The sequence below is a fragment of the Bordetella genomosp. 12 genome, from assembly GCF_002261355.1.
GTDB lineage: Bacteria > Pseudomonadota > Gammaproteobacteria > Burkholderiales > Burkholderiaceae_B > Bordetella.
This window is the reverse complement of record NZ_NEVU01000003.1, coordinates 1,779,612-1,806,145: the sequence shown is the minus strand read 5'-3', so window position 1 is coordinate 1,806,145 and position 26,534 is coordinate 1,779,612. Positions and strand designations below refer to the sequence as shown.

General features: G+C 66.2%; 30 protein-coding genes. 18 read left to right on the top strand and 12 right to left on the bottom strand.

Annotated elements, in window-relative coordinates; translation table 11 throughout:
- Positions 1–16: 16 nt before the first annotated feature.
- Complete coding sequence (locus tag CAL22_RS20470; protein ID WP_094816834.1) at positions 17–1,240, top strand: 3-deoxy-D-manno-octulosonic acid transferase; 1,224 nt, start codon at positions 17–19, stop codon at positions 1,238–1,240.
- Here the strand turns inward: CAL22_RS20470 and CAL22_RS21185 are convergent.
- Genes CAL22_RS21185 through CAL22_RS20455 form a run of 3 tightly spaced genes read right to left on the bottom strand, consistent with a single transcriptional unit; the run spans position 1,237 to position 3,026 of the window.
- The gene (locus tag CAL22_RS21185) at positions 1,237–1,401 is read right to left on the bottom strand and encodes a hypothetical protein (protein ID WP_094816376.1); all 165 of its coding nucleotides are present in this window, start codon (positions 1,399–1,401) and stop codon (positions 1,237–1,239) included. The two genes, CAL22_RS20470 and CAL22_RS21185, sit on opposite strands and share 4 nt — an antisense overlap.
- 15 nt (positions 1,402–1,416) lie before the next feature.
- Complete coding sequence (locus tag CAL22_RS20460) at positions 1,417–2,202, bottom strand: type III pantothenate kinase (RefSeq protein WP_094816374.1); 786 nt, start codon at positions 2,200–2,202, stop codon at positions 1,417–1,419.
- Positions 2,199–3,026 carry a biotin--[acetyl-CoA-carboxylase] ligase gene (locus CAL22_RS20455; protein ID WP_094816372.1) on the bottom strand — a complete coding sequence of 276 codons (828 nt, stop codon included), beginning with the start codon at positions 3,024–3,026 and terminating at the stop codon, positions 2,199–2,201. The genes CAL22_RS20460 and CAL22_RS20455 overlap by 4 nt, the downstream gene beginning before the upstream one ends.
- 86 nt (positions 3,027–3,112) lie before the next feature.
- On the opposite strand from CAL22_RS20455, the gene CAL22_RS20450 reads away from it, so the two are divergent.
- The 10 genes from CAL22_RS20450 to lipA all read left to right on the top strand — a co-directional run bounded on the left by CAL22_RS20450 (position 3,113) and on the right by lipA (position 11,694).
- Positions 3,113–4,246 carry an MlaE family ABC transporter permease gene (locus CAL22_RS20450; RefSeq protein WP_167383700.1) on the top strand — a complete coding sequence of 378 codons (1,134 nt, stop codon included), beginning with the start codon at positions 3,113–3,115 and terminating at the stop codon, positions 4,244–4,246.
- Positions 4,246–5,073, top strand: a complete 828-nt coding sequence (locus tag CAL22_RS20445) for an ABC transporter ATP-binding protein (protein ID WP_094816370.1) — start codon at positions 4,246–4,248, stop codon at positions 5,071–5,073. Before CAL22_RS20450 ends, CAL22_RS20445 begins: the two co-directional genes overlap by 1 nt.
- Positions 5,060–5,986: an MlaD family protein gene (locus CAL22_RS20440; protein ID WP_094816368.1), complete on the top strand. Its 927-nt coding sequence runs from the start codon at positions 5,060–5,062 to the stop codon at positions 5,984–5,986. The genes CAL22_RS20445 and CAL22_RS20440 overlap by 14 nt, the downstream gene beginning before the upstream one ends.
- A gap of 4 nt (positions 5,987–5,990) precedes the next feature.
- On the top strand, positions 5,991–6,581 hold the full coding sequence (locus CAL22_RS20435) for an ABC-type transport auxiliary lipoprotein family protein (RefSeq protein ID WP_208622036.1): 591 nt from the start codon (positions 5,991–5,993) through the stop codon (positions 6,579–6,581).
- Between the two features lie 32 nt (positions 6,582–6,613).
- Positions 6,614–7,261, top strand: coding sequence for an alpha/beta hydrolase (locus tag CAL22_RS20430; RefSeq protein WP_094816364.1), 648 nt, complete (start codon positions 6,614–6,616; stop codon positions 7,259–7,261).
- 136 nt (positions 7,262–7,397) lie between these two features.
- Positions 7,398–8,669, top strand: coding sequence for a D-alanyl-D-alanine carboxypeptidase family protein (locus CAL22_RS20425; RefSeq protein WP_094816362.1), 1,272 nt, complete (start codon positions 7,398–7,400; stop codon positions 8,667–8,669).
- A gap of 93 nt (positions 8,670–8,762) precedes the next feature.
- Positions 8,763–9,629 carry a D-amino acid aminotransferase gene (locus CAL22_RS20420; protein WP_094816360.1) on the top strand — a complete coding sequence of 289 codons (867 nt, stop codon included), beginning with the start codon at positions 8,763–8,765 and terminating at the stop codon, positions 9,627–9,629.
- A 54-nt stretch (positions 9,630–9,683) separates the two neighbouring features.
- Positions 9,684–9,959, top strand: a complete 276-nt coding sequence (locus CAL22_RS20415; RefSeq protein ID WP_094816358.1) for a YbeD family protein — start codon at positions 9,684–9,686, stop codon at positions 9,957–9,959.
- 2 nt (positions 9,960–9,961) lie between these two features.
- Positions 9,962–10,636 (top strand): lipoyl(octanoyl) transferase LipB, encoded by a 675-nt coding sequence (gene lipB / locus CAL22_RS20410; RefSeq protein ID WP_094816356.1) that lies wholly within the window; start codon positions 9,962–9,964, stop codon positions 10,634–10,636.
- Positions 10,637–10,692: 56 nt separating this feature from the next.
- On the top strand, positions 10,693–11,694 hold the full coding sequence (gene lipA / locus CAL22_RS20405) for a lipoyl synthase (protein ID WP_094816354.1): 1,002 nt from the start codon (positions 10,693–10,695) through the stop codon (positions 11,692–11,694).
- Between the two features lie 46 nt (positions 11,695–11,740).
- On the opposite strand, the gene CAL22_RS20400 is transcribed toward lipA, so the two are convergent.
- Entirely contained in the window at positions 11,741–12,304 is a 564-nt protein-coding gene (locus CAL22_RS20400) for a cob(I)yrinic acid a,c-diamide adenosyltransferase (RefSeq protein ID WP_094816352.1), read from the bottom strand.
- Between the two features lie 184 nt (positions 12,305–12,488).
- Between CAL22_RS20400 and CAL22_RS20395 the strand changes: the two genes are divergently transcribed.
- Entirely contained in the window at positions 12,489–12,794 is a 306-nt protein-coding gene (locus tag CAL22_RS20395; RefSeq protein WP_094816350.1) for a copper-binding protein, read from the top strand.
- Positions 12,795–12,855: 61 nt separating this feature from the next.
- On the opposite strand, the gene hslU is transcribed toward CAL22_RS20395, so the two are convergent.
- From hslU to CAL22_RS20370, 5 genes are all read right to left on the bottom strand, one after another.
- Complete coding sequence (hslU, locus tag CAL22_RS20390) at positions 12,856–14,190, bottom strand: ATP-dependent protease ATPase subunit HslU (RefSeq protein WP_094816348.1); 1,335 nt, start codon at positions 14,188–14,190, stop codon at positions 12,856–12,858.
- Positions 14,191–14,201: 11 nt separating this feature from the next.
- Positions 14,202–14,756 carry an ATP-dependent protease subunit HslV gene (hslV, locus tag CAL22_RS20385; protein ID WP_094816346.1) on the bottom strand — a complete coding sequence of 185 codons (555 nt, stop codon included), beginning with the start codon at positions 14,754–14,756 and terminating at the stop codon, positions 14,202–14,204.
- Positions 14,757–14,916: 160 nt separating this feature from the next.
- Positions 14,917–15,381, bottom strand: coding sequence for an RNA polymerase-binding protein DksA (gene dksA, locus CAL22_RS20380; protein WP_005016992.1), 465 nt, complete (start codon positions 15,379–15,381; stop codon positions 14,917–14,919).
- A gap of 121 nt (positions 15,382–15,502) precedes the next feature.
- A complete protein-coding gene (locus CAL22_RS20375; RefSeq protein ID WP_094816344.1) occupies positions 15,503–16,615 on the bottom strand; it encodes a CobW family GTP-binding protein in 1,113 nt (370 codons plus the stop codon).
- Between the two features lie 358 nt (positions 16,616–16,973).
- Positions 16,974–17,477 carry a Fur family transcriptional regulator gene (locus CAL22_RS20370; protein WP_094816342.1) on the bottom strand — a complete coding sequence of 168 codons (504 nt, stop codon included), beginning with the start codon at positions 17,475–17,477 and terminating at the stop codon, positions 16,974–16,976.
- A gap of 217 nt (positions 17,478–17,694) precedes the next feature.
- Here CAL22_RS20370 and CAL22_RS20365 point away from each other — a divergent pair, with 217 nt between their 5' ends.
- The 6 genes from CAL22_RS20365 to CAL22_RS20340 all read left to right on the top strand — a co-directional run bounded on the left by CAL22_RS20365 (position 17,695) and on the right by CAL22_RS20340 (position 23,938).
- The gene (locus tag CAL22_RS20365) at positions 17,695–18,408 is read left to right on the top strand and encodes a metal ABC transporter ATP-binding protein (protein ID WP_208622035.1); all 714 of its coding nucleotides are present in this window, start codon (positions 17,695–17,697) and stop codon (positions 18,406–18,408) included.
- Positions 18,405–19,280 carry a metal ABC transporter permease gene (locus CAL22_RS20360; RefSeq protein WP_094816338.1) on the top strand — a complete coding sequence of 292 codons (876 nt, stop codon included), beginning with the start codon at positions 18,405–18,407 and terminating at the stop codon, positions 19,278–19,280. Before CAL22_RS20365 ends, CAL22_RS20360 begins: the two co-directional genes overlap by 4 nt.
- 2 nt (positions 19,281–19,282) lie before the next feature.
- The gene (locus tag CAL22_RS20355) at positions 19,283–20,242 is read left to right on the top strand and encodes a metal ABC transporter substrate-binding protein (RefSeq protein ID WP_094816336.1); all 960 of its coding nucleotides are present in this window, start codon (positions 19,283–19,285) and stop codon (positions 20,240–20,242) included.
- On the top strand, positions 20,203–20,868 hold the full coding sequence (locus CAL22_RS20350; protein WP_094816334.1) for a DUF1007 family protein: 666 nt from the start codon (positions 20,203–20,205) through the stop codon (positions 20,866–20,868). The genes CAL22_RS20355 and CAL22_RS20350 overlap by 40 nt, the downstream gene beginning before the upstream one ends.
- Positions 20,865–21,806 carry a nickel/cobalt transporter gene (locus tag CAL22_RS20345; RefSeq protein WP_094816332.1) on the top strand — a complete coding sequence of 314 codons (942 nt, stop codon included), beginning with the start codon at positions 20,865–20,867 and terminating at the stop codon, positions 21,804–21,806. The genes CAL22_RS20350 and CAL22_RS20345 overlap by 4 nt, the downstream gene beginning before the upstream one ends.
- An 86-nt stretch (positions 21,807–21,892) precedes the next feature.
- On the top strand, positions 21,893–23,938 hold the full coding sequence (locus CAL22_RS20340; protein ID WP_094816330.1) for a TonB-dependent receptor domain-containing protein: 2,046 nt from the start codon (positions 21,893–21,895) through the stop codon (positions 23,936–23,938).
- A 10-nt stretch (positions 23,939–23,948) separates the two neighbouring features.
- Here CAL22_RS20340 and xerC read toward each other — a convergent pair whose 3' ends face one another.
- From xerC to dapF, 3 genes are read right to left on the bottom strand one after another with little or no spacing between them, the layout of a single operon-like run.
- The gene (gene xerC / locus CAL22_RS20335; protein WP_094816328.1) at positions 23,949–24,917 is read right to left on the bottom strand and encodes a tyrosine recombinase XerC; all 969 of its coding nucleotides are present in this window, start codon (positions 24,915–24,917) and stop codon (positions 23,949–23,951) included.
- Between the two features lie 6 nt (positions 24,918–24,923).
- Positions 24,924–25,592 carry a DUF484 family protein gene (locus tag CAL22_RS20330; RefSeq protein WP_094816326.1) on the bottom strand — a complete coding sequence of 223 codons (669 nt, stop codon included), beginning with the start codon at positions 25,590–25,592 and terminating at the stop codon, positions 24,924–24,926.
- A 24-nt stretch (positions 25,593–25,616) separates the two neighbouring features.
- The gene (gene dapF / locus CAL22_RS20325) at positions 25,617–26,513 is read right to left on the bottom strand and encodes a diaminopimelate epimerase (RefSeq protein WP_094816324.1); all 897 of its coding nucleotides are present in this window, start codon (positions 26,511–26,513) and stop codon (positions 25,617–25,619) included.
- Between the last annotated feature and the right edge of the window lie 21 nt (positions 26,514–26,534).

The following is a 26,534-nucleotide window of genomic DNA, read 5'->3' as shown; positions in this document are numbered from 1 at the left end:
GCTGTTGTGGCTGGGCATGTGGCGGCGGTCCAAGCGCGTGCCGGGCGACTGGGAGGTGCTGGCGCGTACGCGTTTTGGCCATCCCGAAGCCGGCGCCCTGCGCGGCGCGGTCTGGGTGCATGCCGTGAGCCTGGGCGAGACCCGTGCGGCCCAGCCGCTGGTGACGGCCTTGCTGGCCCAAGGGCTGCCCGTGTTGCTGACGCACATGACCGCAACGGGCCGCGCCGAGGGCGCGCGCCTGTTTGGCCAGGCCATCGCCCGCGGCCAGTTGCGCCAGGCCTGGCTGCCTTACGATTTTCCGCGCGCCTGCCGCCGTTTCTTCGACCATTACGCCCCGCGTTGCGGCCTGATCATCGAGCGTGAACTCTGGCCCAATCTGCTGGCGGCCGCGCGCGCCAGCGAGGTGCCGATGGCGCTGGTGAGCGCGCGCTTCTCGGCGCGCTCGTTGCGAGCCTCGCTGCGCATGGGGCGCGTGATGCGCGAGGCGCTGGCCGGCCTGCAACAGGCATTGGCGCAGACGCAGGCCGACGCCCAGCGCCTAGAGGCCGCGGGCGCGCGCGCCGTCACCGTGACGGGCAACCTCAAATTCGATGTCGATCTGCCGCCGGCACAACTGCGTGCCGGCCATGCCTGGCGTGAAACCGTCGGCCGGCCCGTCGTGGCGATCGCCAGCACGCGCGAGGGCGAAGACGCGCTGTTTCTGCTGGCCCTGCGCGAGCTGCCCCGGCCGCGGCCCCTGTTCCTGCTGATACCGCGCCATCCGCAGCGTTTTGATCAAGCCTGGGAGCAGGCACAGGGTTTGGGGATGCGCGTGGTGCGCCGCTCGGCGCTGCAGGCCGCACCCGGACCGGATATCGACCTCGTGGTGGGCGACACCCTGGGCGAAATGCCGTTTTATTATGCGGCCGCCGACGTGGCCATCATCGGCGGCAGTTTCGTGCCGCTGGGCGGGCAGAACCTCATCGAGGCTTGCGCGGTGGGTACGCCGGTGATCACCGGCCCGCATACTTTCAATTTTGAACAGGCCACGCGCGATGCCATCGAGGCGGGCGCGGCCGAGCGTGTGCATGATGCCCGTCAGGCCTTGCAACTGGCCGCGCAGTGGCTGGCCGATCCGGCCTTGCTGCAGCGGCGCGCCTGCGCCGCGCGGACCTGGACCCAGGATCACAAAGGCGCGGTAGCGCGCAGTCTCGCCGCGCTGCGGGACATGCTGGGCGCCGAGCGCAGAACGGGCCGTTAGCCCTGGCTGCGGGGCGTGACGCTGATCTGGGCGGCATTGAGCTCTTGCTTCAGGCGGCGGGGGTCGCGGCCTTCGTCATCGGGGCGCGGCCCCAACCAGCCCTGGCCCAGCCCATAAGCCCAGAGATTGGCCAGCAGAAGCACCAGAAACAGGATGCGCATCGGAATCCTCTCGTATCAGTGTGCCCGGTCGGCCGCCAGGGCGGCCAGGCCATCGAGCACGGGCGCCCGCAGGAAAACGGGCGCGGGGGCCGCGCCCAGGCCGGCGCCGACAAGCTGCAGCAGGCGTTCTATCTCGGGCTGGACTTCGGTCCAGCCGCCGCCGGCGACATAGACCTCGGGCACTTCGCCATAACGTTGATGGCCCGCCAGCCATTGGCGCACCAGCGCGCCGGCCTGCGCGGCGGCGATGCCGGTGGCGATGGCTTCGTGGGTGTCGGTCGGGTAAAGGGTGACCGGCCCTTCGGCCAGCGGCAGATTGGCCGTGCCGTGCACCAGCGCACCGCGCATCATGGCCGGTCCGGGCAGAATGAGGCCGCCCGCGAAGGCATTGTCCGGGCTCAAGGTGTCCAGGGTGGTCGCCGTGCCGAAGGACGCCAGCAGGGCAGGCGGGTGGTTTTCGGGCAGGCGCATGCGCAGGCCCAGCATGGCGGCCCAGCGGTCCGCGCCAAGCTGCTCCTGATTGCGGTAGGCGTTGATCATGCCCAGCGCCTCGTTGCGCGGCCGCATCCATTCGATGGGGCAGCCGTTGAGCGCCGCGGCGATGGCCGCGCCCCGCTGCGCGCCGGCCACATTCACGCCGATGGCCCGCGAGGGCTGGCGCTCCAGGGTTTGCAGCCAGGCGCCCAGGGCTTGCAGATCGAGATTATCAAAGGCCACGGGGGCGGGTTCGCGCGCCCCGCTTTGGGGGTCGAGCCAGCCGAGTTTCAGGCGGCTGTTGCCGGAGTCGATGAGCAGGATCATGGTTGGGGGCGCACCGAGATTTCGCCCGCGGTCACGGCCACCAGGCCGCTGGCGCACTGGACCTGCAGCCGGCCGTAGGCATCGACGCCGGCGGCCTGCCCGCTGTAGAGCACCTCGCCGCGGTCGATCACGTTGACCATGCGCCCGGCCAGCGCGTCGCCTTGCGCGTAGCGGTCGACGAAGGCGGCAAAACCGTGCTGTTCGAGGTCGGCCACGGCCTGTTGCCAGGCCAGGGCGGCCGCCTGCACGATATCGGCTGCCTCATGGGCGCGGGTATGGCCTTCGACCTGCGACCAGTCGGCGATGGCGCGGTCGAGGTTGGCCGAGAGCGTTTCGGCGTCACGCAGGTTCAGGCCCATGCCGATGACGACGGTATGGCCGTCGCCATCCGGGTTGCGGGTGGTCTCGGCCAGCACGCCGGCCAGCTTGGCGTCATGCCACTGCACATCGTTGGGCCATTTGACACAGACGCCGGGGTGCCCGCTCAAGCGCCGCAGCGCTTCACAGGCGGCCAGCCCCGCCAATGGCGAGATGGCCGGCAACTGGGCGGGCGGCAGGCGCACATCGAAGGCGCAGGAGAACATCAGCGTGGCGCCGCTGCGGTTCTTCCAGGCGCGGCCGGCCCGGCCGCGGCCGGCTTCCTGCAGATGCGCGCCCAGCAGCCAGGGCTTGGCGTCGCGGTGCTGGCGCGCGCGCGCCAGCAGGTCGGCATTGGTCGAGCCGGTGCTGGCCACCCATTGCACATGGGTGAATCCGGGCAGACGCGCCCCAAGGGCGTGTTGCAGCGCATCGGGGGCAGGCAGGTCTAGGGCGTGGACGGGCATGATGGGCGGAATTGTAGGGCAACGGGCTGCGTCATCTGGGCGTTATATGATGTGTAACGGCTAGAATCCCTGTTTTTCATCACGCCATGCATCAGCAACGACAGCCCGACCGCGATTGTCAGGCGCCTCCCCTGCGCAGGGAAGGCGCCGTGATCTATCTGGCAGGTGACTGGAGCCTGCAGGCTCTGGCCGCGCGCGGCCAGGTCAAAGCCCGCCGGGATGCCCTGTCGCAAGCCGATGCGCACACGCGCTGGGATTTGCGCGGCATCGAGCGGCTGGACACCATAGGCGCGAACGTATTGTGGCGCGCCTGGGGCGAACGCCTGCCCGAGCGCCTGCGCCTGACCGACGGCCAGCGCGAGGTGTTCGATGCCCTGGCCGCCAACCCTGGCCAGGCCGCGCCGCACGAGCCGGCGCCGGATCGCCTGAGCTGGCTGACGGCCATCGGCCAGGCGCTGTTCGACGCCGCCCATAACGGCCTGCGGCTGGTGCGCATGCTGGGTCAGTTGATGATCGACTTCGTCGGTCTCGTCCTGCGTCCTTCGCGCGGCCCCTGGCGTGAAATTTCCGCGCAGGTCTACCGCACCGGTGCTCAGGCGCTGGGCATTACCGCGCTGGTCGGCTTTCTCATCGGTGTGGTGCTGTCCTATCTGTCCGCCCAGCAATTGCAGATCTTCGGCGCCGATCGCTTCATCGTGCGCCTGCTGGGGGTCTCCATCGTGCGGGAGCTCGGGCCGGTGCTGGCCGCCATTCTGGTGGCCGGCCGCTCGGGCTCGGCCATCACGGCGCAAATCGGCGTGATGCGCGTGACCCAGGAGCTCGATGCGATGAGCGTGATGGGCATTTCGCATAGCCAGCGGCTCATCTTGCCGCGCGTGGTCGCGCTGGCGCTGACCATGCCCTTGCTCGTGCTGTGGACCGACGCCATGGCGCTCATGGGCGGCATGCTGGCCGCGCAGATGCAGTTGGGGATATCGGCGCAATGGTTCATCGAGTCGCTGCCCCAAGCCATTACGCTCACCAATTATTGGATCGGGATCTTCAAAGGGGTGTCCTTCGGCGTGCTGATCGCGCTGGTGGCCTGCCATTTCGGTCTGCGCATCAAGCCCGACACCGAAAGCCTGGGGCGCGGCACGACCACGTCCGTGGTGACATCGATCACCGGCGTCATTCTGGTCGATGCCCTGTATGCGGTGATTTTCAGCAAGATGGGCATCTGATGGATACCGCCCTCATTCCCGATGATTGCCTGACCGTCACGCCGGTGATCTCGGTCTCGGGCCTGCGCACCGCCTTTGGCGACCACGTCGTGCACGACAATCTCAATCTCACGGTTTATCCCGGCGAGATCCTCGTGCTGGTGGGCGGGTCGGGCTCGGGCAAGACCGTGCTGCTGCGGCAGATCATCGGGCTGAGTCAGCCCGCCGCGGGCGAGATCCGCATTCTGGGCCGGGATATCACCACGCTGACCATGCGTGAGCGGCGGCGGCTGTCGGAGCGCTGGGGCATGCTGTTTCAGGCCGGCGCGCTGTTTTCGGCGCTGTCCGTGTTCGACAACATCGCCTTGCCCTTGCGCGAACTGCGCACGCTGCCCGAGGATCTGATCCAGGACGTGGTGATGAGCCGGCTGGACATGGTCGGGCTCAATGCGAACGACGCTCTGAAAAATCCTTCCGATTTGTCCGGCGGCATGATCAAGCGCGTGGCCCTGGCGCGCGCGCTGGCGCTGGATCCCGAGCTGCTCTTTCTGGACGAACCGACGGCGGGCCTGGACCCGCTGCGCTCCGACGAATTCGTCGAGCTGGTGCGCAGCCTGCACCGGCAGCTCGGCTTCACGGTGGTCATGGTCACCCACGATCTCGATACCTTGCTGGCCCTGGCCACACGCGTGGCGGTGCTGGCCGACAAGCGGGTCATCGCTTGCGATACGGTCGCCGAGATCCTGAAGATCGACCACCCTTTCATTCAAAGTTTTTTCCTGGGCGAGCGCGGCAGACGCGCGCTCGGGGATCTTGCACCAAAGGACGCAGGCAATGGAAAACCGTAGTCATGCCTTGCTGGCGGGAATTTTCACCGTGGTGTTGCTCGTGGCCGCCGCGCTGGTGGCGATATGGGTCGGCCGCGATCGTTCGACGGTCAAGGTCTACGACATCGTTTCGTCGGCCTCGGTCAGCGGCCTGACGGCGCAGTCGACCGTACGCTATCAAGGCGTGCCCGTGGGCAAGGTGCAGTCGCTGATGCTCGACCCGAACCGGCCTGGCCAGGTGCGCATCCGTATCGGCGTCTCGCCCAGCACGCCCATCACGGCCTCGACCTGGGCCGAAGTGGGCGTTCAGGGGGTGACCGGCCAGGCCACCATCGAGCTGCGTGACAACGGCGGCTCGACCGAGCAGCTCGTGGCCCACGGTGATCAGCCGCCCGACATCCCTTTGAAGCCGGGTCTGTTCGACCGTCTGGAGCAGCGCGGTTCGGCCCTGTTGGCCAAGGTCGAAACCACGGCCGAAGAGTTGCGCCAGCTCATGAGCCCGGCCAACATCGAGGCGCTTAGCCAGACCCTCAAAAATACCGCCGAGATCAGCACCCAGCTCAAAGATGCCAGCCGTGATCTGGCGCCGTCGCTGCGCAAGCTCGGTCCTTTGGTGGATTCACTGCACAAAACGTCCGCCGACGCGGCGCTCTTGATGCAATCGGCCAATCAATCGCTGGCGCGCCTGAACGCGCCGGACGGCCCGCTGTCGACCGCCGGGCGCAGCCTGCAGGAGATCGCGCGGGCCGCCGCCCGCCTCGATCGCGAAACCCTGCCGGCCATGACCGAGATGGCTCAGTCGGTGACGGGCGCGGCGCGCGGCGCGCAGTCCGCCTTGCGCCGCGTGGGCGATACGCCGCAGTCCATATTGTTCGGGCCCGCGCCTGTCGAGCCCGGCCCGGGCGAGCCCGGCTTCGCCGGCTTTAGGAGATGAATCCATGAAGAGAATCTGCCTCATGGCCATGCTGGCCCTGGCATTGAGCGGCTGCGGCGTGGGCCGCGTCGCGCCCCAGGCCGCGTTGTTTGACCTCGGGCCGGAGCCGGCCGCCAGCGCACAATTGCCCGCGCGCCAGCCCATTGTGCTGGCTTTCTCGGCCGCACCGTCGCTCAGCGATACCGGCGTGATCTGGCGGGTGGCTGACAGCACGGCCCCCAAGGCCTATGCCGGTTTCCGCTGGAGCGAAGCGCCCGCCAGCCTGGTGCGGCAGCGGCTGCAGGAAAGGCTGTCGCAGGAAGGCGCGGTGCTGGCCGATGGCGCGGGCACGGGCGCGCCGCAGTTGCGCGTCACGCTCACGCGCTTTGAGCAGGTCTTCGCGGCGGACGGCTCGTCCAGCCAGGGGCAGGTCGTGCTGCAGGCCGTGCTGCTCCAGGATGGCAAGATCCTGGGTCAGCGGCGTTTCGCCGCTCAGGCCGCCGCTCCCACGCAGGACGCCGCCGGCGGTGTGGCCGCGCTGCGCCAGGCCACCGATGCCGCGGCGGAGCAACTGGCCGCCTGGCTGCCCACCGTACTGCCCCAGAGCGCCGGTTAACATCGCGGTTTTGCTTCCGTCCGGATCGACTCATGGCTGCACACACCGATATTCTGGCTTTCACCGGCGCTGCCGGGCGCATCGAGTGCGCCGTGGATTATCCCGATGACGAGCCCCGGGGCTGGGCGCTGGTGCTGCATCCGCATCCTCTGCACGGCGGCGCGCGCGACAACAAAGTGGTCACCACGATAGCTCGGGCCTGCAATAGCGCCGGCCTGGTGGTCGTGCGGCCCAATTTCCGCGGCGTGGGCGCGTCCGAAGGCGAGTTCGACAATGCCGTGGGCGAGACCGCCGACATGCTGGGTCTGATTCCGCAGATCCGGCAGGCCTTGCCCGAACTGGCCGAGGCGCCCTGGGTGTTGGGCGGTTTTTCGTTTGGCACCGCCGTGGCCGCGCAGGTATACGCCACGCTGGCCGAACAACAGGCACAACCCGGCGCGCTCATGTTGATGGGTCCGGCCGTGGGGCGCTTTCAGTTCCGCGACGTCGAGCTGCCGGAAGAGACCTTGCTCGTGCATGGCGAGAGCGACGAGGTCGTGCCGCTTGCCGAAGCGCTGGATTGGGTACGGCCGCGCAATCTGCCCCTGGTCGTGATCCCGGGCGCCTCGCATTTCTTTCACGGCAAGCTCATCACCTTGCGCAATCTGGTCGCGCAGCGCCTGAAGCTGGCATTGGGCTGAATTTTTCCAGACGTTGCATCAGGTTGCATGTTCGGCGGCAACGAGGAACGTTTCGCCGCCGAGAGAGTCGGATAGGCTGCCTATAATTGTTCTGGCCGCCGTGAGCGCGGCCGGCCCTCTTTGAACTTCATAGCCGATAAAGACCTTGTCCCAATCTGCCCCCGCTCCTACCGTATTTTCCCGTCGTGTGATTTCGAGTGCCGTGCTGGCCGTCATGTTGGCCGGCTCCGTGCCCGCCCTGGCCCAGCAACAGACGCCGGCCGCCGTGTCGCCCGCGGCCTCCATGTCCACCGCGGCCACGGCAGCCCCGGCGGACTCCGTGGTGCCGGTCGGTGACCTGGCCTCGGTGCCGGCGCCCACGGTCGCCGCGCGCGCCTGGATCACGGTCGATGTCAACAGCGGCCAGGTGCTGGCCGCGTCCAATCCCGATCAGAAGGTCGAACCTGCCTCGTTGACCAAGATCATGACGGCTTACGTCGTGTTCAATGCGCTCGACGAGAAGCGCCTGACGCTCGAGCAGCAGGTGCCTGTCTCCGAACACGCCTGGCGCACCGGCGGTTCGCGCATGTTCATCGAGCCGCGCAAGCCGGTCACGGCCGACGAGCTCATCCAGGGCATGATCGTGCAATCGGGCAATGACGCCTCGGTCGCGCTGGCCGAGGCCGTGGGTGGCAGCGAAACCGCCTTTGCCGCGCTCATGAACGAACAAGCCGAACGCCTGGGCATGAAGGGCACGCACTTCATGAATGCGACCGGCCTGCCTGATCCGCAGCACATCACGACCGTGCGCGATCTGGCCACGCTGGCCACGCATCTGGTGGCCGACCATCCCGAATACTTCCATTACTACAAACAAAAGAGCTACACCTACAACAAGATCACGCAGCCCAACCGCAACCGCCTGCTGTGGGCCGATCCCTCCGTGGATGGCATGAAAACCGGCCACACCGATTCGGCCGGCTTTTGCCTGGTGTCGACGGCCTTGCGCGGTGATCGCCGCGTGCTGACCGTGCTGGTGGGCGCCGACAGCGAATCCACCCGCGCCGAGGAAAGCCTCAAGCTGCTGAACTGGAGCTTCCAGAACTTCGACACGGTCAAGCTCTACGACAAGAGTCAGCCGGGCCTGGAGGCGCGCGTCTGGGAAGGCAAGGCCGAGAACGTCAAGCTGGGCCCGCCCAACCCCATCTGGCTGGCGGTGCCGCGCGGCAAGGGCAGCGAGATCAAGCCCGTGGCGCAGCGCACCGACCCGCTGGTCGCGCCCTTGGTCAAGGGCCAGCAGGTCGGCACGCTGCAACTGACCCTCGATGGCAAGGTGTTGCGTTCCGAGCCGCTGGTCGTGCAAGAGGATGTCGAGCGCGCCGGTTTCTTCGGCCGCATGACCGACACGGTCAAGCGCTGGTTCCAGTAAGCAGTCCACGCGCGCGGGTGTAAGCTATGTCCGGCATGTGAGGCGAGCGGAAATCTCCGTTTGCCTCGGCCACTTTCCTTCTAGGAGCTGTTCATGATTCCGGGCATGCCGGGCGATAGCCTGGTGTATCTCAATGGCGAGTTCACCCGCGCCGACCAGGCCAAGATTTCGGTTCTGGATCGCGGTTTCATTTTTGGCGATGGCATCTACGAGGTCGTGCCGGCCTATCGGGGCAAGGCCTTCCGCATGGCCGAGCACTTCAAGCGCCTGGAGCGCAGCCTGGCCGCCATCCGCATCCCCATGCCGATGGATCGCGCGGCGCTCACCGCCGTGATCGACCGGCTCATCGCGAGCGCGGCCGGTCCCGCTTGCATCGTCTATCTGCAGATCACGCGCGGCGTCTACAAGCGCGACCATGCCTTTCCTGCCCAGCCCATCACGCCGACGGTCTTCGCCATGGTGACGCCGCTGGTGCTGCCTTCGGCCAAGCAGCGCGAGCAGGGCGTGGCCGTCGTGTCCATCGAAGACGAGCGCTGGCTGCACTGTGAGATCAAGTCGGTGTCGCTGCTGGGCAATGTGCTGGCGCGCCAGCAAGCGGTCGAAGCCGGCGTCGACGAAGTGATTCAATACCGCGATGGTTTGCTCACCGAGGGTTCGTCCAGCAATATCTGGGTCGTGCGTGACGGCAAGCTGCTGGCTCCGCCCAAGAACAACCTCATCCTCGAAGGGATACGCTACGGTTTGATGGCCGAGCTGGCCGAAGAGGCCGGCGTGAGCTTCGAGGCGCGGCCGATTCCGCGCGCCGAGGTCGAAAGCGCCGATGAAGTCCTGGTGACTTCGGCCACCAAGGAAGTCCTGCCCGTCACGCGCATCGACGGCAAGCCTGTGGGGGACGGCAAGCCCGGCCCCGTTTATCGCCTGTTACGCGCGGGTTATGATGCCCGTATCGCCGCGCTCTGATTGCGGCCTCAGGCCGGATGGCCGGCGTGCCATCCGGCGGTTAGGCAAACGCTCATGATGCATATTCCCCCCGAAGATTCCCTCATCGAATATCCGTCTGACTTTCCCATCAAAGTGATGGGCAAGCAACACCCGGATTTCGCCCAGACGCTGACCGAGGTCGTGCTGCAGTTCGACCCGGAGTTCGACCCGGCTTCGGTCGAGATGCGGCCCAGCAAGGGCGGCAATTATCTCGGCCTGACGTTCACCGTGCGCGCCGTCTCGCGCGAGCAGCTCGACGCGCTGTATCGTGCGTTGCATGGCCACCCCATGGTGTCCATCGTTCTGTAAGCGTGGGCAAGCACGTCAACGTGGCCTGGCTGGATGCGGGGGTCGCTTACTCCCAGGTCTGGCAGGCCATGCAGGTTTTTACCTCCAGTCGCAGTCCGGTCACCCCAGACGAAATCTGGCTGTGCGAGCATGCGCCCGTCTATACCCTGGGTCAGGCGGGGCGCGAGGAACACATCCTCAATCCCGGCGGAATCGAAGTGGTGCGCTGTGACCGCGGCGGCCAGGTGACCTATCACGGGCCCGGTCAAATCGTCGCCTACAGTCTGTTCGATCTGCGCCGCGCTGGCATGTACGTGCGCGATTACGTGTTCCTGCTCGAAGAGGCGGCCATCTCCGTGTTGCGCCAGGCCGGCATCCCGGCCGAGCGTCAGCCCGGCGCACCCGGCGTCTATGTCCGCCAGGACGGGGGCGGCACGGCCAAGATCGCCGCCTTGGGTATCAAGATTCGCAATGGATGCGCCTACCATGGCCTGGCCTTGAACGTGGCCATGGATCTGGCGCCTTTTTCCGGTATCAACCCCTGTGGCTATGAAGGGCTGCGCACCACGGATATGGCATCCTGTGGCGTGTCCTGTAGCCTGCGCGAAGTGGGCCAGGCGCTGGCCGACGAGCTGGTAGCGCGCCTGAGCCGCGCCGGCGCGCATGCATCGGCGGCGGGCGCGCCGGTGCTGGGGTAGTAAAATGCCGTTTTTGTTCCTGGTCGTCACGCCCGCGGCGGCCCAGAGGGTGTTCCATGTCCACGCCGCTTGATGCAAGCCAGTCCACGACCGATACCAGCGCCTCCGCTGCGTCGGCTTACGATCCCACGCAAAAGCAAAAGTCCCAGGCCAAGACCGCTCGCATCCCGATCAAGATCATTCCGGCCGAACGCCTGAAAAAGCCTGAATGGATCCGCGTGCGTGCGGCGGCGCCAGGTTCGCGCTTCTATGACATCAAGCGCATCCTGCGTGAGCATAATCTGCACACCGTTTGCGAAGAAGCCTCCTGCCCCAACATCGGCGAGTGCTTCGGCAAGGGGACGGCCACCTTCATGATCATGGGCGACAAGTGCACGCGTCGCTGTCCCTTCTGTGATGTGGGCCATGGCCGCCCCGACCCCCTCGATGCGCAAGAGCCGGAAAACCTGGCCCGCACCATCGCCGCGCTCAAGCTTTCTTATGTCGTCATTACCTCCGTGGATCGCGACGACCTGCGCGACGGCGGCGCGGCGCATTTCGTCGAATGCATCACCCGGATCCGCGAGCTCTCGCCCACTACCCGCATCGAAGTGCTGGTGCCGGACTTCCGCGGCCGCCTCGATCGGGCGCTGGGCATTCTCAACGCCGGCCCCCCGGATGTGATGAATCACAATCTCGAAACCGTGCCGCGCCTGTACAAGCAGGCGCGCCCGGGGTCGGATTACCTGCATTCGCTCAAATTGCTGGCCGAGTTCAAGCTGCTGCATCCGGATGTGCCCACCAAGTCCGGCCTCATGCTCGGCCTGGGCGAGACGGACGAAGAAATCCTCGACGTCATGCGCGACATGCGCGCGCACAACGTGGACATGCTCACCATCGGGCAGTATCTGCAGCCTTCCGAGCACCATTTGCCGGTGCTGCGCTATGTGCATCCCGATACCTTCGCGATGTTCGAGCGCGAAGCCTATGCCATGGGCTTTAGCCACGCGGCGGTGGGCGCCATGGTGCGGTCTTCCTACCACGCGGATGAGCAGGCCCACGCGGCCGGCGTGAACTGACCGCGCAAGGCCCAGGCAACATCGCCCTTCGGGGCGATGTTGCGTTTCAGTCCGCGCTGACGCGCGAGTGGCGGCTGCTCCAGTACACATCGGCCTGGCCTGCCGCCTGATTGAGATAGCGGGCCAGCACGAACATCAGATCGGAGCTGCGGTTCAGGTATTGCCGCAGCGGCGCATTGACCGGGGCCTGGGCGCCGAGCGTGATGACCGAGCGTTCGGCACGCCGGGCGGCGGTGCGGGCCAGATGCGCCAGCGCCGAGGCGCGCGAGCCGCCGGGCAGAATGAACTCCCGCAAGGGGGGCAGGGCCGCGTTGTAGAAGGCCAGGCGCGCGTCGAGAAAAGCCACCTGCGCTTCGGACAGCGCTACATGCCCCGGAATGCACAGCTCGGCACCCATATCGAACAGGTCATGCTGCAGCGTCAGCAGATCGGCCGCGACCACCTCGGGCAGCGGCTCGCAGCGCAGCAGGCCCAGCGTGCTGTTGAATTCGTCCACATCGCCCAGCGCAATGACGCGGGCATCGTCTTTGGCGACGCGGCTGCCATCGCCCAGGCCGGTGGTGCCGTCGTCACCGGTGCGGGTGGCAATGACGGAGAGGCGGTTTGCCATGAATATCCTTGGGGTCTGAAGGCGGGGGGAGTGTCCCCCGAAGTCCGCTATTCTAGGGCTTGCAGCGGATTGTCATCACTGTTGCGATTCGCAGTGCTTGGCAGCGTTTCGAGCGGATTGGCGGTGCCACGCTCGCGGTATTCTGTAGTTGAGGGTCCAGTTGGGCCCGGCAGGAGGAATCACGATGGCGTTTTCACGCAAATACACCATGTCCATGGCCATGACGACGGCCATGGCCTTTGTCAGCCTGGCCAGTCCGCAGGTGCTGGCGCAATCGGCCCAGGCCAGTGGCGAGGTCCGGCGCGTCGACGCATCGGCCGGCACGGTCACGCTCAAGCATGACGCGATCAGCGCGCTCGATCTGCCCGCCATGACGCTGGTTTATCAGGCAGCCCCTGCCTTGCTGAACCATCTCAAGCCCGGGGATAAGGTCAAGTTCACGGCAAGCCGCAAGGATGGCAAATACGTCGTGACCGAGATTTCCAAGTAAACACGGGCCAAAAAAAACCCTGCCCCATGGCTGGGGCAGGGTGGGTAGGCGGCGCGGCGCCTCAGAGCACGTAGCGGGCCAGGTCCTGGCTTGCGGCGGCCTCCGAAAGCTGCGACTCCACATAGGCGGCATCGATCTTCACGGCCTGCCCGCCATTGGCGGCGGCATCGAAAGACAGCTCTTCGAGCAGTTTTTCCATCACGGTGTACAGCCTGCGCGCGCCGATGTTTTCGGTGCGCTCATTGACCGAGAATGCCAGTTCGGCCAGGCGCTTGATGCCGTCCTCGGTGAACGCCAGTTGCACGTCTTCGGTGGCCAGCAACGCCGTGTACTGCTTGACCAGCGAGGCGTCGGTCTCCGACAGAATCCGCACGAAATCCTCGGCCGACAGCGAGTCGAGCTCGACGCGGATGGGGAAGCGGCCTTGCAACTCGGGAATCAGGTCCGACGGACGGGACAGATGAAAAGCCCCCGAGGCGATGAAAAGGATGTGGTCGGTGCGCACCATGCCGTAGCGGGTGTTGACCGTCGTGCCTTCGACCAGGGGCAGCAGATCGCGCTGTACGCCCTGGCGCGAGACGTCAGCGCCGCCGCTTTCCTGGCGCGCGGCAATCTTGTCGATTTCGTCCAGGAACACAATGCCGTTCTGCTCGACGTTGGCGATGGCCGCGGCACGCAGGTCGTCTTCATTGACGCGCTTGCCCGCCTCTTCGTCGATGATGAGCTTGAAGGCCTCTTTGACCTTGATCTTCTTCGGCTTGGTCTTGTCGCGTGACAGGCCGGCAAACATGCCGCGCAACTGCTCGGCCATTTCTTCCATGCCGGGCGGGGTCATGACATCCATCTGCGGCATGGGCTGGGCGATGTCGATTTCGATTTCGAGATCGTCGAGCGAGCCTTCGCGCAGCCGCTTGCGGAAGGTCTGCCGCGTGGTGTTGCTTTCGTCGCGCTGCGGTTCGCCCATGGCGTTGCGCGCCGGCGGCACCAGGACATCGAGGATGCGGTCTTCGGCGGCATCCTGGGCATGGCTGCGCACGCGGCGCATTTCGATTTCGCGCGTCTGCTTGATCGAGTACTCGGTCAGGTCGCGGATGATGGTGTCGACGTCGCGGCCCACGTAGCCCACTTCAGTGAACTTGGTGGCTTCGATCTTGATGAAGGGCGCGTTGGCCAGTTTGGCCAGGCGGCGCGCGATCTCCGTCTTGCCCACGCCCGTGGGGCCGATCATCAGGATGTTCTTGGGATGGATCTCGTGGCGCAGGGGCTCGGCGACCTGCTGGCGGCGCCAGCGGTTGCGCAAGGCCACGGCGACCGCGCGCTTGGCGCGGTTCTGGCCGATGATGAATTTGTCGAGCTCGGAGACGATCTCTCCGGGGGTCATGTTCGATGCGGACATGGCTTGGATCCTCAGGCGGAGCGGGTCTGGCCGCCCAGCGTCTCAATCACGTGATTCTGATTCGTGTAGATGCACAGGTCGCCTGCGATCTCCAGCGACTGCTTGACGATGGCTTCGGGCGGCAACTCAGTGTTGCGCAGCAGGGCCAGCGCCGCCGATTGCGCATAGGCACCGCCGGAACCGATGGCCGCTAAGCCATGCTCGGGTTCGAGCACATCGCCATTGCCGGTGAGCACCAGCGTATGTTCGACGTCGGCCACGATCAGCATGGCTTCCAGGCGGCGCAGCACACGGTCGGTGCGCCAGTCGCGCGTGAGCTCGACGGCCGCGCGCATCAGATGGCCTTGGTGTTTTTCCAGTTTGGCTTCGAAACGCTCTTGCAGCGTGAAGGCATCGGCCGTGGCGCCGGCAAAGCCCGCCAGGACCTTGTCGTGGTAGAGGCGGCGGATCTTGCGGGCCGTGCCTTTGATGACGATATTGCCCAGGGTCACCTGGCCGTCTCCGCCCAGGGCGACATGGTTGCCGCGGCGGACGCACACAATGGTGGTGGCGTGAAATTGTTCCATGCTTTCCTTCCTTTGAAGGACCTATCTGGGGGCGCGCGTCCTGCTTTTCAAGGCTGCCCCCGTGATGTGGTCCTTTTTTGCAGGCAAATGTCGGGGGTAAAGAAAAAGGGCCATGCCGGTTTGCACCCGCATAGCCCCTGAGTCAGCCTGGGTAAAAGGCTCAGTCGCCGTAAAGCTTCTGACGCATTTCGCGGCGCTCTTGCGCCTCCAGGGACAGCGTGGCGGTCGGACGGGCCAGCAGACGCGGCACGCCGATGGGTTCGCCGGTTTCTTCGCACCAGCCGTACTCGCCGCTGTCGATGCGGGCGATGGCTTGTTGCACCTTCTTGAGCAGCTTGCGCTCACGGTCGCGCGTACGCAATTCCAGGGCGTGTTCTTCTTCGATGGTCGCGCGGTCGGCCGGGTCCGGCACGAATTGGGTTTCGCGCAAGTGCTCGGTGGTTTCCCCGGCGTTGGCCAGGATGTCCTGTTCGAGTTGTTTGAGCCGCTCTTTGAAGAACGCCAGTTGACGCTCGTTCATGTAGTCGGACTCGGGCATGGCCAGCAATTCTTCTTCGCTGGGCAGATCAATCGCCGTATCGCTCGTCGACTTGCTTGATTTCTTGGTTGCTGCCTTCGTAGCCATGAAAACACTCCACTATGAATCGATCCGTGGCGGCACCCTGAGATGCCGCCCGGCAGGCCTGTTGTGTACTGGCGCTAAGGTTTTCCTTGCAGTACGTTTCGGGTCGGGGCCGGGATGGGCTTCAGCCCACCAGGCACTGTTCGAGGCCGCGGGTGAAAATCTCCTGCGGCAGTTTGCGGCCGATGAAGACCATCTTGGTCGACGGCTTTTCGGCCGCCGTCCAGGGTTTGCCGGGCTCGGCGCCCATCATCATGTGCACGCCCTGAAACAGCATGCGGCGGTTGATGCCCTTCATGTACAGGATGCCCTTGTAGCGCATCAGGTCCGGGCCGTATACCTGCACCACGCCGCCGAGGAATTCTTCCAGGCGGGCCGGGTCGAAGGGCTTGTTGGAGCGGAACACGAAGGCGCCGATTTCGTCGTCGTGCTGGTGATGATGATGATGATGGTGGGCGTGATTGCAATGCGCGCCGCAGTCACCGTCGTGATCATGGTCATGGTCGTGGCCATGGCCGTGATCATGATGATCGTGGTCGTGCTTGGCATCCGGATGCTCGTCGGCCAGGAAGTCCGGGTCGATGTCCAGGATGGAGTTCAGGTTGAAGCCGCTGATGTCGATGATGGACTTCAGCTCGACTTCGCCGAAGTGCACCGGCGTGATGGGCGCGCGCGGGTTGATGCGCAGCAGGCGGGCACGCAGGGCTTCGTAGTCGGCGTCATTGACCAGATCGCGCTTGGAGACCAGGATGCGATCGGCAAAGCCGACCTGCTTCTGGGCTTCGGGCTGCGCGTCCAGCGTGGCCATGCCATGCTTGGCGTCGACCACCGTGACCACCGCATCCAGGCGGTAGTACTCGGCGATGTCGTCGTCCATGAAGAAGGTCTGGCAGACCGGGCCGGGGTTGGCCATGCCCGTGGTCTCGATGATGACGCGTTCGAAGGTCAGCTGGCCCGCTTCGCGCTTGACGCGCAACTCGTTGAGCGTGCGCATCAGATCGCCGCGCACGGTGCAGCAGACGCAACCGTTGGACAGTTCGATGATTTCCTCATCGCTGTCTTGCACCAGAAGATCGTTGTCGATGCTCTCGGGCCCGAATTCGTTTTCGATGACCGCAACGCGGCGACCGTGAAACTCGGTAAGAATGCGCTTGAGCAGGGTGGTCTTGCCTGCACCGAGAAAGCCGGTGAGGATGGTGACGGGAACCATTTTGTCCAAACTGCGCGAGGTGTTCATGGCGATGCTGGATGCTTAAAACGGCTGCGGGATGGGCAAAGTGCTGGCCCGACGGGCGGGTGCCTATCGGAAGAGCCGCCGCCTGCGGCTGGCTGGTGCAAGGGGCTACCCCTGCGCGCTGCCAGCCCTCGCCTGCGACGTGAATGCGACAACTCGCGGCTTGAGTTGGGGCTGCCGAGATGGTCTGCACAAGGGCAGCCAATCGCGACCGGACGCAGGATTACAGCACAGTCGGCTGTCAGGGGCAAACCCCGTAACAGCCCTAGCGTCATTTTTGGCGCAGATCGCGGCCCTTAGCCAGCCAATCTCGGGTAATTCCCGCAAATGGGGGCAAATCCGGCCTTTGCAAGGGGGCAGGCTAGTGGTGATGGTGCTGATGGGCGTGGCCGGCGGGCGCGGTTTTCTGGCACTGGGGGCAGAGCGCCCGGATTTCGGTCTCGTGCGTGGCCAGGGCAAAGCCGGTCTGGGCCACGCGCTCGGCCAACTGCCGGCTCATGGCCGGATCGCTGACTTCGGCGACGGCGCCGCAGCCGGTACAGACCACCAGCAGATCGTGCGGGGCACCCGCTGCGTCATGGCAGGCCGTCCAGGCATTGACGGCGTCAAGGCGGTGGATGAGGCCTTCGTCCATGAGGAAATCCAGGGCGCGGTAAACCGTCGGCGGCGCGGCGCCCGGATGCACGGCGCGCATGGCGTCGAGCAATTCGTAGGCCTTGAGGCTGCGTCCGTGGGTGAGCAGCAGTTCGAGGACTTTGCGGCGGATGGGGGTCAACCGGCGGCCGCGCTCGGCGCAGAGCGATTCGGCCAGGCGTAGTTGCTCGCCGACGTCGTCGGCGCGGCTGTTGCGGGCAGGGGCTGACATATAAGAGGGTTCGGGGCGGTTCAGGAATGAGGCGAAGGTATCAGAAAACCTCGCACCGCGGGGTCCGTCTTCCTGTTTGGTATGATATAACATAATGGAATTGTGACCGCCTTCTCCCCATGTCCCTGTTTTCTTCATCGTCGCTGTTGCGCCATGGCTTTATCTGGCGCATGAGGTGGGCCGTGGCGGCCAGCCTGCTTATCTGGAGCCTGCTCGCATGGGCCATGTGCTGAAGCCGGCGGCCATCGAGCTGACGGGCGCGACCTTCGGCTGGCGCGGCCATGCCGCCGTGCGCGACGTGAGCGGCAGGTTCGCGCCGGGTTGCATGACGGCCATCGTCGGGCCCAACGGGGCGGGAAAGTCCACGCTGGTCAAGGGGCTGGCCGGGGTGCTGGCGCCCATGGCCGGGCAGCTGCGGCGCGATCCCGAGGCCGTTGCCTGGCTGCCCCAGGCCGCCGAGCTGGACCGGGATTTCCCCATTTCCGTGCTCGATGCCGTCGTGCTGGGCGGCTGGCGTCGCATCGGCGCCTGGCGGGCGGTGGGCGGCAGCGAGACGGCGCGGGCGCATCAGGCCTTGCGCCGGGTGGGGCTGGAGCAATTGGCGGCGCGGCCATTGCAGGCGCTGTCGGGTGGGCAATTGCAGCGGGTGCTGTTTGCCCGCCTGCTGATGCAGGATGCGCCCATTCTGGTGCTCGATGAGCCGTTCGCCGCCGTGGACGGGCAGACCACACGGGTGCTCATGGCCTTGTTGTGCGCCCTGAATGCGGAGGGCCGCAGCATCATCGCCGTGCTGCACGACATGGCGCTGGTCAAAGAATATTTCAGCCAGACCCTGCTGCTGTCGGGGCGGGTGCTGGACTGGGGCCCCACGGCCGAGGTGCTGGCGCCCGAGCGCCTGGCGCATGGTCAGTTGCATCTGGGGTACGCATGAGTCTGTGGCAGGCGCTGGCCGCGCCCTTTTTCGATTTCGGCTTCATGCGCCGTGCCCTGGCCGGGGCGGTGGCATTGGCATTCGGCGCCGCGCCGCTGGGGGTGTTTCTCGTCTTGCGCCGCATGAGCCTGATGGGAGACGCCATGTCGCACGCCATCCTGCCGGGCGTGGCCGCAGGCTATCTCTTGGCCGGTTTGTCGCTCGGGGCCATGATGGCGGGCGGTATCGCCACCGGGCTGGCCGTCGCGCTGCTCTCGGGCCTGGTGACGCGGCTGACGCCCTTGCGCGAGGACGCCAGTTTCGCGGCGTTCTACCTGATATCGCTGGCGCTTGGCGTGTTGCTGGTGTCTCTGCGCGGCTCGAACGTCGACTTGCTGCACGTGCTGTTCGGTACCGTGCTGGGTCTGGACGACGATGCGCTCTTGCTGGCCGGCGCCGTCAGTACGCTGACCTTGTTCGGCCTGGCGCTGCTCTACCGCCTGTTGGTGGCCGAATGTTTTGATCCGGGATTTCTGCGTGCCGCTGGCGGACGCGGCTGGCTCGCCCATTTCGGTTTTCTGGCGCTGGTGGTCATCAACCTGGTGGCCGGGTTCCAGATATTGGGCACCTTGATGGTGGTGGGCATGATGATGCTGCCCGCGCTGGCCGCCCGCTTCTGGGCCCAGCGCGTGGCCACGCAGATGCCGCTGGCCGTGGCATTGGCCGCGCTGGCGTCCTGGGCCGGTCTGGTGGCGTCCTTTCAGTTCGACCTGGCTGCGTCGCCGGCCATCATTCTGGCTGCCGGCCTGATCTATCTCCTTTCCTTGATGCTGGGCCCGCAAGGCGGCTTGTTGCGCCGCAGGCAGGGGCCGGCTTTTTCCAAAGAGGTCTGAGTATGAAACCTGTCTGGGCGCGTTATGCGTTGATCGCCACGCTGTCGATGTTGCCTGCCGCGGCGGCCTGGGCCGCCCCGCTCAAGGTGGTGACCAGTTTTTCCATTCTGCAGGACATGGCCAACGAGATTGGCGGCCCGGATGTCCAAGTGCAGACCCTGGTCGGCGCCGACGGCGACGCGCATGGTTTCGAACCCAGCGCGGCCGACTCGCGCAAACTGGCTGGGGCCAGCCTGCTGGTGGTCAACGGGCTGGGTTTCGAGCCCTGGCTGGCGCGCCTGGTGCAGGCTTCCGGATTCAAAGGGCGGCAGGTCGTCGCTTCGGAGGGAGTCAAGCCGCGCGCCTTCGCCCAGGCGCAGGAGCATGATGACGACCACGACCACGACCACGACCACGACCACGACCATGGGCATGATCATGGGCATGACCACGGGAACCAGGATCCGCATGCCTGGCAGGATCTGCGCAATGGCATGATCTATGCCCGCAACATCGGCCGGGCGCTGGAGCAGGCTGATCCGGCGCATGCCGGGCAGTATCGCCAGCGTACCGAGGCCTACGTGGCACGCTTGCAGGCCTTGCAGGACAAGACCCAGCAGACCTTCGCCGCCATCCCCGAGGCGCGGCGCAAGGTGGTCAGTACGCACGATGCCTTTGGCTATTTCGGCGACGCCTATGGGGTGCGCTTCATTCCCGTGGCCGGCCTGTCCACGCTGTCCGAGCCGTCGGCGGCGGGCTTTGCCGCCGTGATCGAGCGCGTCAAGCGTGAGCAGGTGCCGGCCATCTTCATCGAGAACATCGGCAATTCCCGGCTGGCGGAGCAGATCGCGCGCGAGTCTGGCGCCAGGCTGGGTGGTACGCTTTATTCCGATGCCTTGGCCAAGCCCGGCCAGCCCGGCGCGACCTATCTGGGAATGTTTGAATGGAATGTGCAGCAGTTGGCCGCGGCCTTGCGGCCTTGATGCTGGCGGGGTTGCCGCTGGCCGGCTGGGCTCACCCGCATATGTGGGTGGACGCCCAGGCCGAGGTCATCTTCGATCCGCAGGGGCGGGTGAGCGCCTTGCGGCAGACCTGGCAGTTCGACGAGATGTTCGGCGCCTATGCCACCCAGGGCCTGCCCCGGCAGGCCGATGGCGGCCTGGCCGAGAGCACGCGCAAAAGCATGGCGCAGGATTGGATGAAGGCGCTTGGCGAGCCGATCTCGCACTATTTCACACGGGTCACGCAGAACGGCGCGACCTTGCCGTTTGCCGCCCCGGTCGACAGCGAGGTGCGTTGGGATGGCCAACGCCTGGCGCTGTCGTTTACGTTGCCGCTTAAACAGCCCGTCGCGCCCGGCGCCAGCGGATTGAGTATCGACGTTTTCGATCCGACCTATTTCGTGGCCTATGCCTTCGATGCGCCGCAGGCCTGGCGGCTGAGCAACGCGCCGGCCAACTGTCGCCAGAGTTACCGGCCGCCCCAGGCACTGGATTGGAAAACCATGCAGCAATTGGCCGCCATCCCGTCCGATGTCGATACCCTGCCCGATGAGCTGTTCGCCATCACCAAGGGCCTGACGCATCGCAACGAGCTGCGCTGCTCATGAAGCGTGCGCTCTGGCCGGCCGTCCTGTTGGCGGCGGCGTTGTGGTGGGTGAGCGGGGCGTCCTGGGCGCAATCCCATCCCTTTGCCGTCCCCGAGAGCGCGCCACCGTCGAGCGGCTGGCTGGCGCAATGGTTTGCCCAGATCTCGGTCTGGCAGTCGCATTTCTATCGCCAGCTGACCGGCGCCGTGCGGGCCTGGCAGCACGAAGGCTCCTGGTTGCTGGTCGGCCTGTCCTTTGCCTATGGCGTGTTTCATGCCCTGGGGCCGGGCCATGGCAAGGCCGTGATCTCCGCTTTTGTGCTGGCCAATCATCAAAGCGCGCGTAACGGCGCGGTCCTGGCCTTGCTGTCGGCCTTGCTGCAGGCACTGGTGGCCATTGTCATGGTGGCGCTGCTGGCCGGGCTCTTTAACGTGACCGCCCACGTCATGAACGCCGGCACGCAATGGCTGGAGCTGGCTTCGCATGGGTTGATCGTGGTGTTGGGCGCGTGGTTGCTGTGGGCCAAGGCCGTCCGTCCCTGGATCGGCGCCCGCGCGGGCGGCCGGCGCCATCTGCATCACGCGGCCTGCGGCTGTGGCCATGTGCCGCCGCTGGCCATGATGAGTGGCCGGCTGGATTGGCGGCGCGCCGGGGCCGCGGTGGCCGCCGTGGGGGTGCGGCCCTGCAGCGGCGCCTTGATCGTGCTGGTGTTTGCGCTGTCGCAGGACATTTTTGGCGCGGGCGTGGTGGCGGCGCTGGCCATGGGGCTGGGCACCGGACTGACGGTGGCCGTGCTGGCCATGCTGGCCGTGTGGTCTCGCGATGCGCTCACGCGCCAGGCGCGCCAGTCGCCGCGGCTGGCGGCCCGGCTGCGTTACGCGATCGAATCGCTCGCGGCGCTGGCGGTTTTGGTGTTGGGGCTCCTGTTGCTGGGCGGGCAGCTCGCCGGTGGGGGCTGAATTCGTCCCGCTTTGACTTGCTTCACTTTTAGAATGTTATATCATTCTGACTCCGAACTGAAATGATATAACATTAGGAAAAGAGGATGAAGTTCTCGCCGCGCCCTTGCCATGTCGCGCTTGCCATGGTGTTCGCCTCACCCGCCGCCCTGGCGCAGAGCACCGCCCCGGCCGCCACGCTGACCCCCATCGCCGTCTCCGCCGATCCGCTCGGGCAGGATCTGAACAGCACGGCCTTGCCGGCCTCGGTCCTGGAGGGCCAGGAGTTGGTGCAGCGCCGCCAAGGCACGCTGGGCGATACGCTCAACGGTCTGCCCGGGGTGCATGCCGATACCTTCGGGGGTGGCGCCAGCCGGCCCGTCATTCGCGGCCAGACTGCGCCGCGCGTGAGTGTGTTGTCCGATGGCTCGCAGTTGATGGATGCCTCGTCGATTTCGCCCGACCACGCCACCACGATCGAGCCTTTGCTGGCCGACCGCATCGAAGTGTTGCGCGGCCCGGCCACGCTGCGCTATGGCGGGGGCGCGATAGGCGGCGTGGTCAACGTGCTCGACAAACGCGTGCCCACTGAAAAGCCCGAGTCCGGCCTGGCTGCGGAAGCGGAACTGCGCGGCGCCACAGGCACCAAAGAACGCGCGGGGGTGATCGGCATCACTGGCGGCACGGACGATTTCGTGGTGCGCGTCGAAGGCCTCAAGCGCCGCACCAGCGATTACGACGTGCCGGATTGGCCAGGCGGAAAACTGGCCGGCTCATATAGCGAATCCACTCAGGGTTCCGTCGGGCTGTCATGGATCGGTCCGCGCGGCTATATCGGTGTGGCGTTCACGCACATCGACAGCAAGTACGGCCTGCCCGGGCACAATCATGAGTATGAGAGCTGCCACCCCCATGGCGACCACCTGCATTGCGGGGGGCATGATCACGACGATGACGATGGGCACGACCATGATCACGATCATGGTGAAGGCGGAGATATCCCCTACGTGAAGCTGCGCAGCAATCGCGTCGATCTGCGCGCGGAGTATCTCGATCCGCTGCCCGGCTTCAGCAAGCTGCGGTTGCGCAGCGGGCTGACAGACTACCAGCACGATGAAATCGAAGGCGGTACGGTGGGCACGCGCTTTCGCAACGAAGGTTTCGATGCGCGCCTGGAGCTGGAGCATCAACCCTGGATGGGCCTGCGTGGTGTCATGGGTGTGCAGACGGCCTTCAGCGACTTCAGGGCCGATGGCGAGGAAGCTTTCCTGCCCCGCAGCAAGACCCGCGCCAACGGTATCTTCCTGCTCGAATCGTACCGTCTCGCGGACTGGCGCTTCGAGGCCGGGGCGCGGCAGGATTGGCAGAGTGTCTCGCCGGCCGGGCCGCGAGAAAAGTCCAGCCTGTCGGGCACTTCGCTGTCGGCTGCCGCGATCTGGGATTTTGCGCCGCGCTATGCGCTGGCCCTGTCGGTGTCGCGGTCGCAACGCCTGCCTTCGGCGCAGGAGCTCTATGCCGATGGCGTGCATCTGGCGACCAATACCTACGAGATCGGCAATGCCAAACTCGACCGCGAGACCTCGCGCAATATCGACCTGACCTTGCGCAAGCATGAGGGCGACACGACCTTCAGCCTGAGCGCGTTTCACAATCGCGTGAAGAACTACATCTACGCCAACACGCTGGACCGCTTCGAGGACTTCCGCCTCATCGAATACACCCAGCAAGACGCCGAGTTCACCGGTGTCGAAGGCCAGGTCACGCATCAGTTCTCGCCGCTGTTCTCAGCGGGTGTGTTCGGCGACTATGTGCGCGGCAAGCTGACCGGCGGGCAGGGGAATCTGCCGCGCATTCCGGCCGCGCGGCTGGGCGCGCGCGCCAACCTCAAGTGGCAGCAATGGTCCGGCGGGCTGGAGTACGCCTATGTCTTCCGTCAGAAGGACATCGCCAGCTACGAAAGCGAGACGCCGGGCTATGCCCTGGTCAATGCCATGGTGAGCTATCGCTTCAAGGCGGCAGGCGCCCAGTACGACGTCTATCTGCGCGGCAACAATCTGCTCGATAAGCTGGCCTATAACCACGCCTCTTTCCTGGCGACGTCGGCGCCTTTGCCGGGGCGCTCGGTCCTGCTGGGCGTGCGCATGACGTACTGACGCGCGGGCCTCAGTCCTTGCTGCCGGGTTTGCGATTGGCGCGCGGGTGGGCCTGGTCGTAGACCTTGGCCAGGTGCTGGAAGTCCAGCCGCGTGTAGATCTGCGTCGTGGCGATATTGGCGTGGCCCAGGAGTTCCTGCACGGCGCGCAGATCCTGGGCCGATTGCAGTACGTGGCTGGCGAAACTGTGGCGCAGGACGTGCGGGTGGACATGCGCGGGCATGCCGGCGGCCTGCGCGAGCCGGGCCAGTTGCTGCTGCACCACGCGCGGCGAGATGCGGGCGCCGCGCGCCCCGAGAAACAGGGCATGCCGATCCGCGGGCGGCGTGGTCGCGGCGAGCAGGGCAGGGCGGGCCGCCAGCCAGGCGTCCAGCGCGGTCAGCGCGGCCGATCCCACGGGGACGCTGCGCCGCTTGCCGCCTTTGCCTAGCACGATGACTTCCGCTTCGCCGCGATTGAGCCAGCCGCGCGGCTCGATGCCGGCGTCGCGCTGGTAGTGCGTATCCAGGCCGATCAGCTCCGAGAGCCGCAGGCCGCTGGAGTAGAAGAGTTCGAACATGGCGTGATCGCGCAGTCCTGCGGGCTCGTTGGCCAGTCGGGCCGGGGCATGGTCCAGCAGCGCCTGAGCCTGGTCGACCGACAAGGCTTTGGGCAGGGTCCGGGGCGCCTTGGGGGCGCGCACGCCTGCCACGGGGTTGCTGGCCAGGCCCGCTTGGGGCGCCCACCAGTGATAAAAACCCCGCCAGGCCGCCAGGCGCCGCGCCAGACTGCGCGGCCCCAGGCCTTGTGCGTGGAGCCGCGCGATGGCCTGCCGGATGTGGCCGGTGGACAAGGCTTGGAGCGGCAGCCCGGCGCTCTGTGCGAGGGCGGCCAGCGCGTCGAGGTCGCGGCGATACGCCGCGATCGTATGGTCGGCATAGCGCCGCTGGGTCTGCAGATGCCGCAGCCAGGCTTGTAGCGGCGCGTCCGCCTCGCTCATGGGCGATCAGGCCAGGCGGTGCAGCGCGGCCGAAGCCAGCCGGCCGATGGTGTCGAGAAACGCCGTGCCCATGTCGGGCGTAAAGCGTGCCGCGTCATCCGAGCCGAGGATCAGCAGCCCTACGCTGGGGGCATCGGCTTGCAGCCGCAAGGCCACCAGGGCCAGCGACTTGGGCGTTCCATCGAGCCAGCGCACGGCCTCGAAGCCGGTGTCGTTGCCGCAATACGGGGCTTTCAGGCTGTCGGCGAAGGTGCGCACGTCATCCGACACGGCAGCGCCGTAGCCATGTTCGCCATCACTTTGCAGGCCGGTCAGATTCCACAGGCGCAGGCCGGCGTGGTCGAGGTTGAACTGCTGGGCCAGGCCCAGGGTGATCTCGGCCGGGATGCGGGCCGCATCGGTTTCGCGCAGCAGGCGTTCGGACCATGCCGTGACCTGTTGGCTGATGGTTTCGTTGTCGCCCGCATTGCGGACCAGTTCGTTCAGCCGCCATTCGAGGCTGCGGTTGCGCTCGCGCAGCGTGAGAATCTGGCGCTCGGCCAGCGAAATCGCGCGCCCGCCGTGAGGATTGGGAATATGCAGCGTGGCGAACACCGCCGCATGCTCATCGAAGAAGGCAGGGTGTTCCTGCAGGTAGTGCGCAATATCCTGCGCGCTTGGATCGTTGGTGGTCATGTCGCCCTGATGGATGCGGCGCGCTCAGCGGTTCAGCGCCATGGAAAAGACCAGCTTGTCGATATCGATCTGGCCATGGAAGACGGACTGGGCCGGGCCGGTCATGCGCAGTTGCGCGCCGTCCCAGGCGATGGTCAGTACCCCGCCCCGCGTCTGCACCCGCACGGGGCTGTCGAGCAGGCCGCGGCGGATGCCGGCCGCGACGGCGGCGCAAGCCCCCGTGCCGCAGGCGAGCGTCTCGCCGGCGCCGCGTTCGTAGACACGCAGCGCGATCGTGTGGCGGTCGATGATCTGCATGAAGCCGGCGTTGACGCGGCGTGCAAAGCGCGGGTGCGATTCGATCTGCGGACCCAGGCGGGCGACGGCGGCGGTGGCCACGTCGGGCACCACTTGCACGGCGTGGGGGTTGGAGATGGCCACGGCCGAGAGGTCCGCCTCGGCGCCGTCAAGCGGCAAGGTGTAGAGCGTGTCCTGACCTTGCTGGCGCGTGGCCAGGCCGGTGGCATCGAAGGGCAGCGCCGCCGGGTCAAAGCGCGTGACGCCCATGTCCACGGTGACTTGGCCGTCCGCGCTTTCGTCGAGCAGGATCACGCCGCTGACGATCTCGGCGCGCAGCGGGTTCTTGTCGCTCAGCCCTTGCTCGTGTACGAAGCGCACGAAGCAGCGCGCGCCGTTGCCGCAATGTTCGACCTCGCTGCCGTCATTGTTGAAAATGCGGTAGCGGAAATCGGCGTCCGGGCGTGTGGCGCGCTCGACCAGCAGGATTTGGTCAGCGCCCACGCCGAAATGCCTGTCGCCCAGGGCGCGCGCGCGCTCCGGGGTCATGTCGATGGTTTGACGCACGCCGTCGAGCACGACAAAGTCGTTGCCCGCGCCATGCATTTTGGTGAAGTTCCAGATCATGCTGGGATTATCACCCATTCCTCCCCGCATGGCAGCCGG

Coding starts and splice junctions, on each gene's coding strand:
- CAL22_RS20470 (WP_094816834.1), top strand. CDS start 17: ATGTGGCGGCGGTCCAAGCGCGTGCCGGGCGACTGGGAGGTGCTGGCG.
- CAL22_RS21185 (WP_094816376.1), bottom strand. CDS start 1,401: ATGCGCATCCTGTTTCTGGTGCTTCTGCTGGCCAATCTCTGGGCTTAT.
- CAL22_RS20460 (WP_094816374.1), bottom strand. CDS start 2,202: ATGATCCTGCTCATCGACTCCGGCAACAGCCGCCTGAAACTCGGCTGG.
- CAL22_RS20455 (WP_094816372.1), bottom strand. CDS start 3,026: ATGCCCGTCCACGCCCTAGACCTGCCTGCCCCCGATGCGCTGCAACAC.
- CAL22_RS20450 (WP_167383700.1), top strand. CDS start 3,113: ATGCATCAGCAACGACAGCCCGACCGCGATTGTCAGGCGCCTCCCCTG.
- CAL22_RS20445 (WP_094816370.1), top strand. CDS start 4,246: ATGGATACCGCCCTCATTCCCGATGATTGCCTGACCGTCACGCCGGTG.
- CAL22_RS20440 (WP_094816368.1), top strand. CDS start 5,060: ATGGAAAACCGTAGTCATGCCTTGCTGGCGGGAATTTTCACCGTGGTG.
- CAL22_RS20435 (WP_208622036.1), top strand. CDS start 5,991: ATGAAGAGAATCTGCCTCATGGCCATGCTGGCCCTGGCATTGAGCGGC.
- CAL22_RS20430 (WP_094816364.1), top strand. CDS start 6,614: ATGGCTGCACACACCGATATTCTGGCTTTCACCGGCGCTGCCGGGCGC.
- CAL22_RS20420 (WP_094816360.1), top strand. CDS start 8,763: ATGATTCCGGGCATGCCGGGCGATAGCCTGGTGTATCTCAATGGCGAG.
- CAL22_RS20415 (WP_094816358.1), top strand. CDS start 9,684: ATGATGCATATTCCCCCCGAAGATTCCCTCATCGAATATCCGTCTGAC.
- lipA (WP_094816354.1), top strand. CDS start 10,693: ATGTCCACGCCGCTTGATGCAAGCCAGTCCACGACCGATACCAGCGCC.
- CAL22_RS20400 (WP_094816352.1), bottom strand. CDS start 12,304: ATGGCAAACCGCCTCTCCGTCATTGCCACCCGCACCGGTGACGACGGC.
- CAL22_RS20395 (WP_094816350.1), top strand. CDS start 12,489: ATGGCGTTTTCACGCAAATACACCATGTCCATGGCCATGACGACGGCC.
- hslU (WP_094816348.1), bottom strand. CDS start 14,190: ATGTCCGCATCGAACATGACCCCCGGAGAGATCGTCTCCGAGCTCGAC.
- hslV (WP_094816346.1), bottom strand. CDS start 14,756: ATGGAACAATTTCACGCCACCACCATTGTGTGCGTCCGCCGCGGCAAC.
- dksA (WP_005016992.1), bottom strand. CDS start 15,381: ATGGCTACGAAGGCAGCAACCAAGAAATCAAGCAAGTCGACGAGCGAT.
- CAL22_RS20375 (WP_094816344.1), bottom strand. CDS start 16,615: ATGAACACCTCGCGCAGTTTGGACAAAATGGTTCCCGTCACCATCCTC.
- CAL22_RS20370 (WP_094816342.1), bottom strand. CDS start 17,477: ATGTCAGCCCCTGCCCGCAACAGCCGCGCCGACGACGTCGGCGAGCAA.
- CAL22_RS20365 (WP_208622035.1), top strand. CDS start 17,695: ATGGGCCATGTGCTGAAGCCGGCGGCCATCGAGCTGACGGGCGCGACC.
- CAL22_RS20360 (WP_094816338.1), top strand. CDS start 18,405: ATGAGTCTGTGGCAGGCGCTGGCCGCGCCCTTTTTCGATTTCGGCTTC.
- CAL22_RS20355 (WP_094816336.1), top strand. CDS start 19,283: ATGAAACCTGTCTGGGCGCGTTATGCGTTGATCGCCACGCTGTCGATG.
- CAL22_RS20350 (WP_094816334.1), top strand. CDS start 20,203: ATGGAATGTGCAGCAGTTGGCCGCGGCCTTGCGGCCTTGATGCTGGCG.
- CAL22_RS20345 (WP_094816332.1), top strand. CDS start 20,865: ATGAAGCGTGCGCTCTGGCCGGCCGTCCTGTTGGCGGCGGCGTTGTGG.
- CAL22_RS20340 (WP_094816330.1), top strand. CDS start 21,893: ATGAAGTTCTCGCCGCGCCCTTGCCATGTCGCGCTTGCCATGGTGTTC.
- xerC (WP_094816328.1), bottom strand. CDS start 24,917: ATGAGCGAGGCGGACGCGCCGCTACAAGCCTGGCTGCGGCATCTGCAG.
- CAL22_RS20330 (WP_094816326.1), bottom strand. CDS start 25,592: ATGACCACCAACGATCCAAGCGCGCAGGATATTGCGCACTACCTGCAG.
- dapF (WP_094816324.1), bottom strand. CDS start 26,513: ATGGGTGATAATCCCAGCATGATCTGGAACTTCACCAAAATGCATGGC.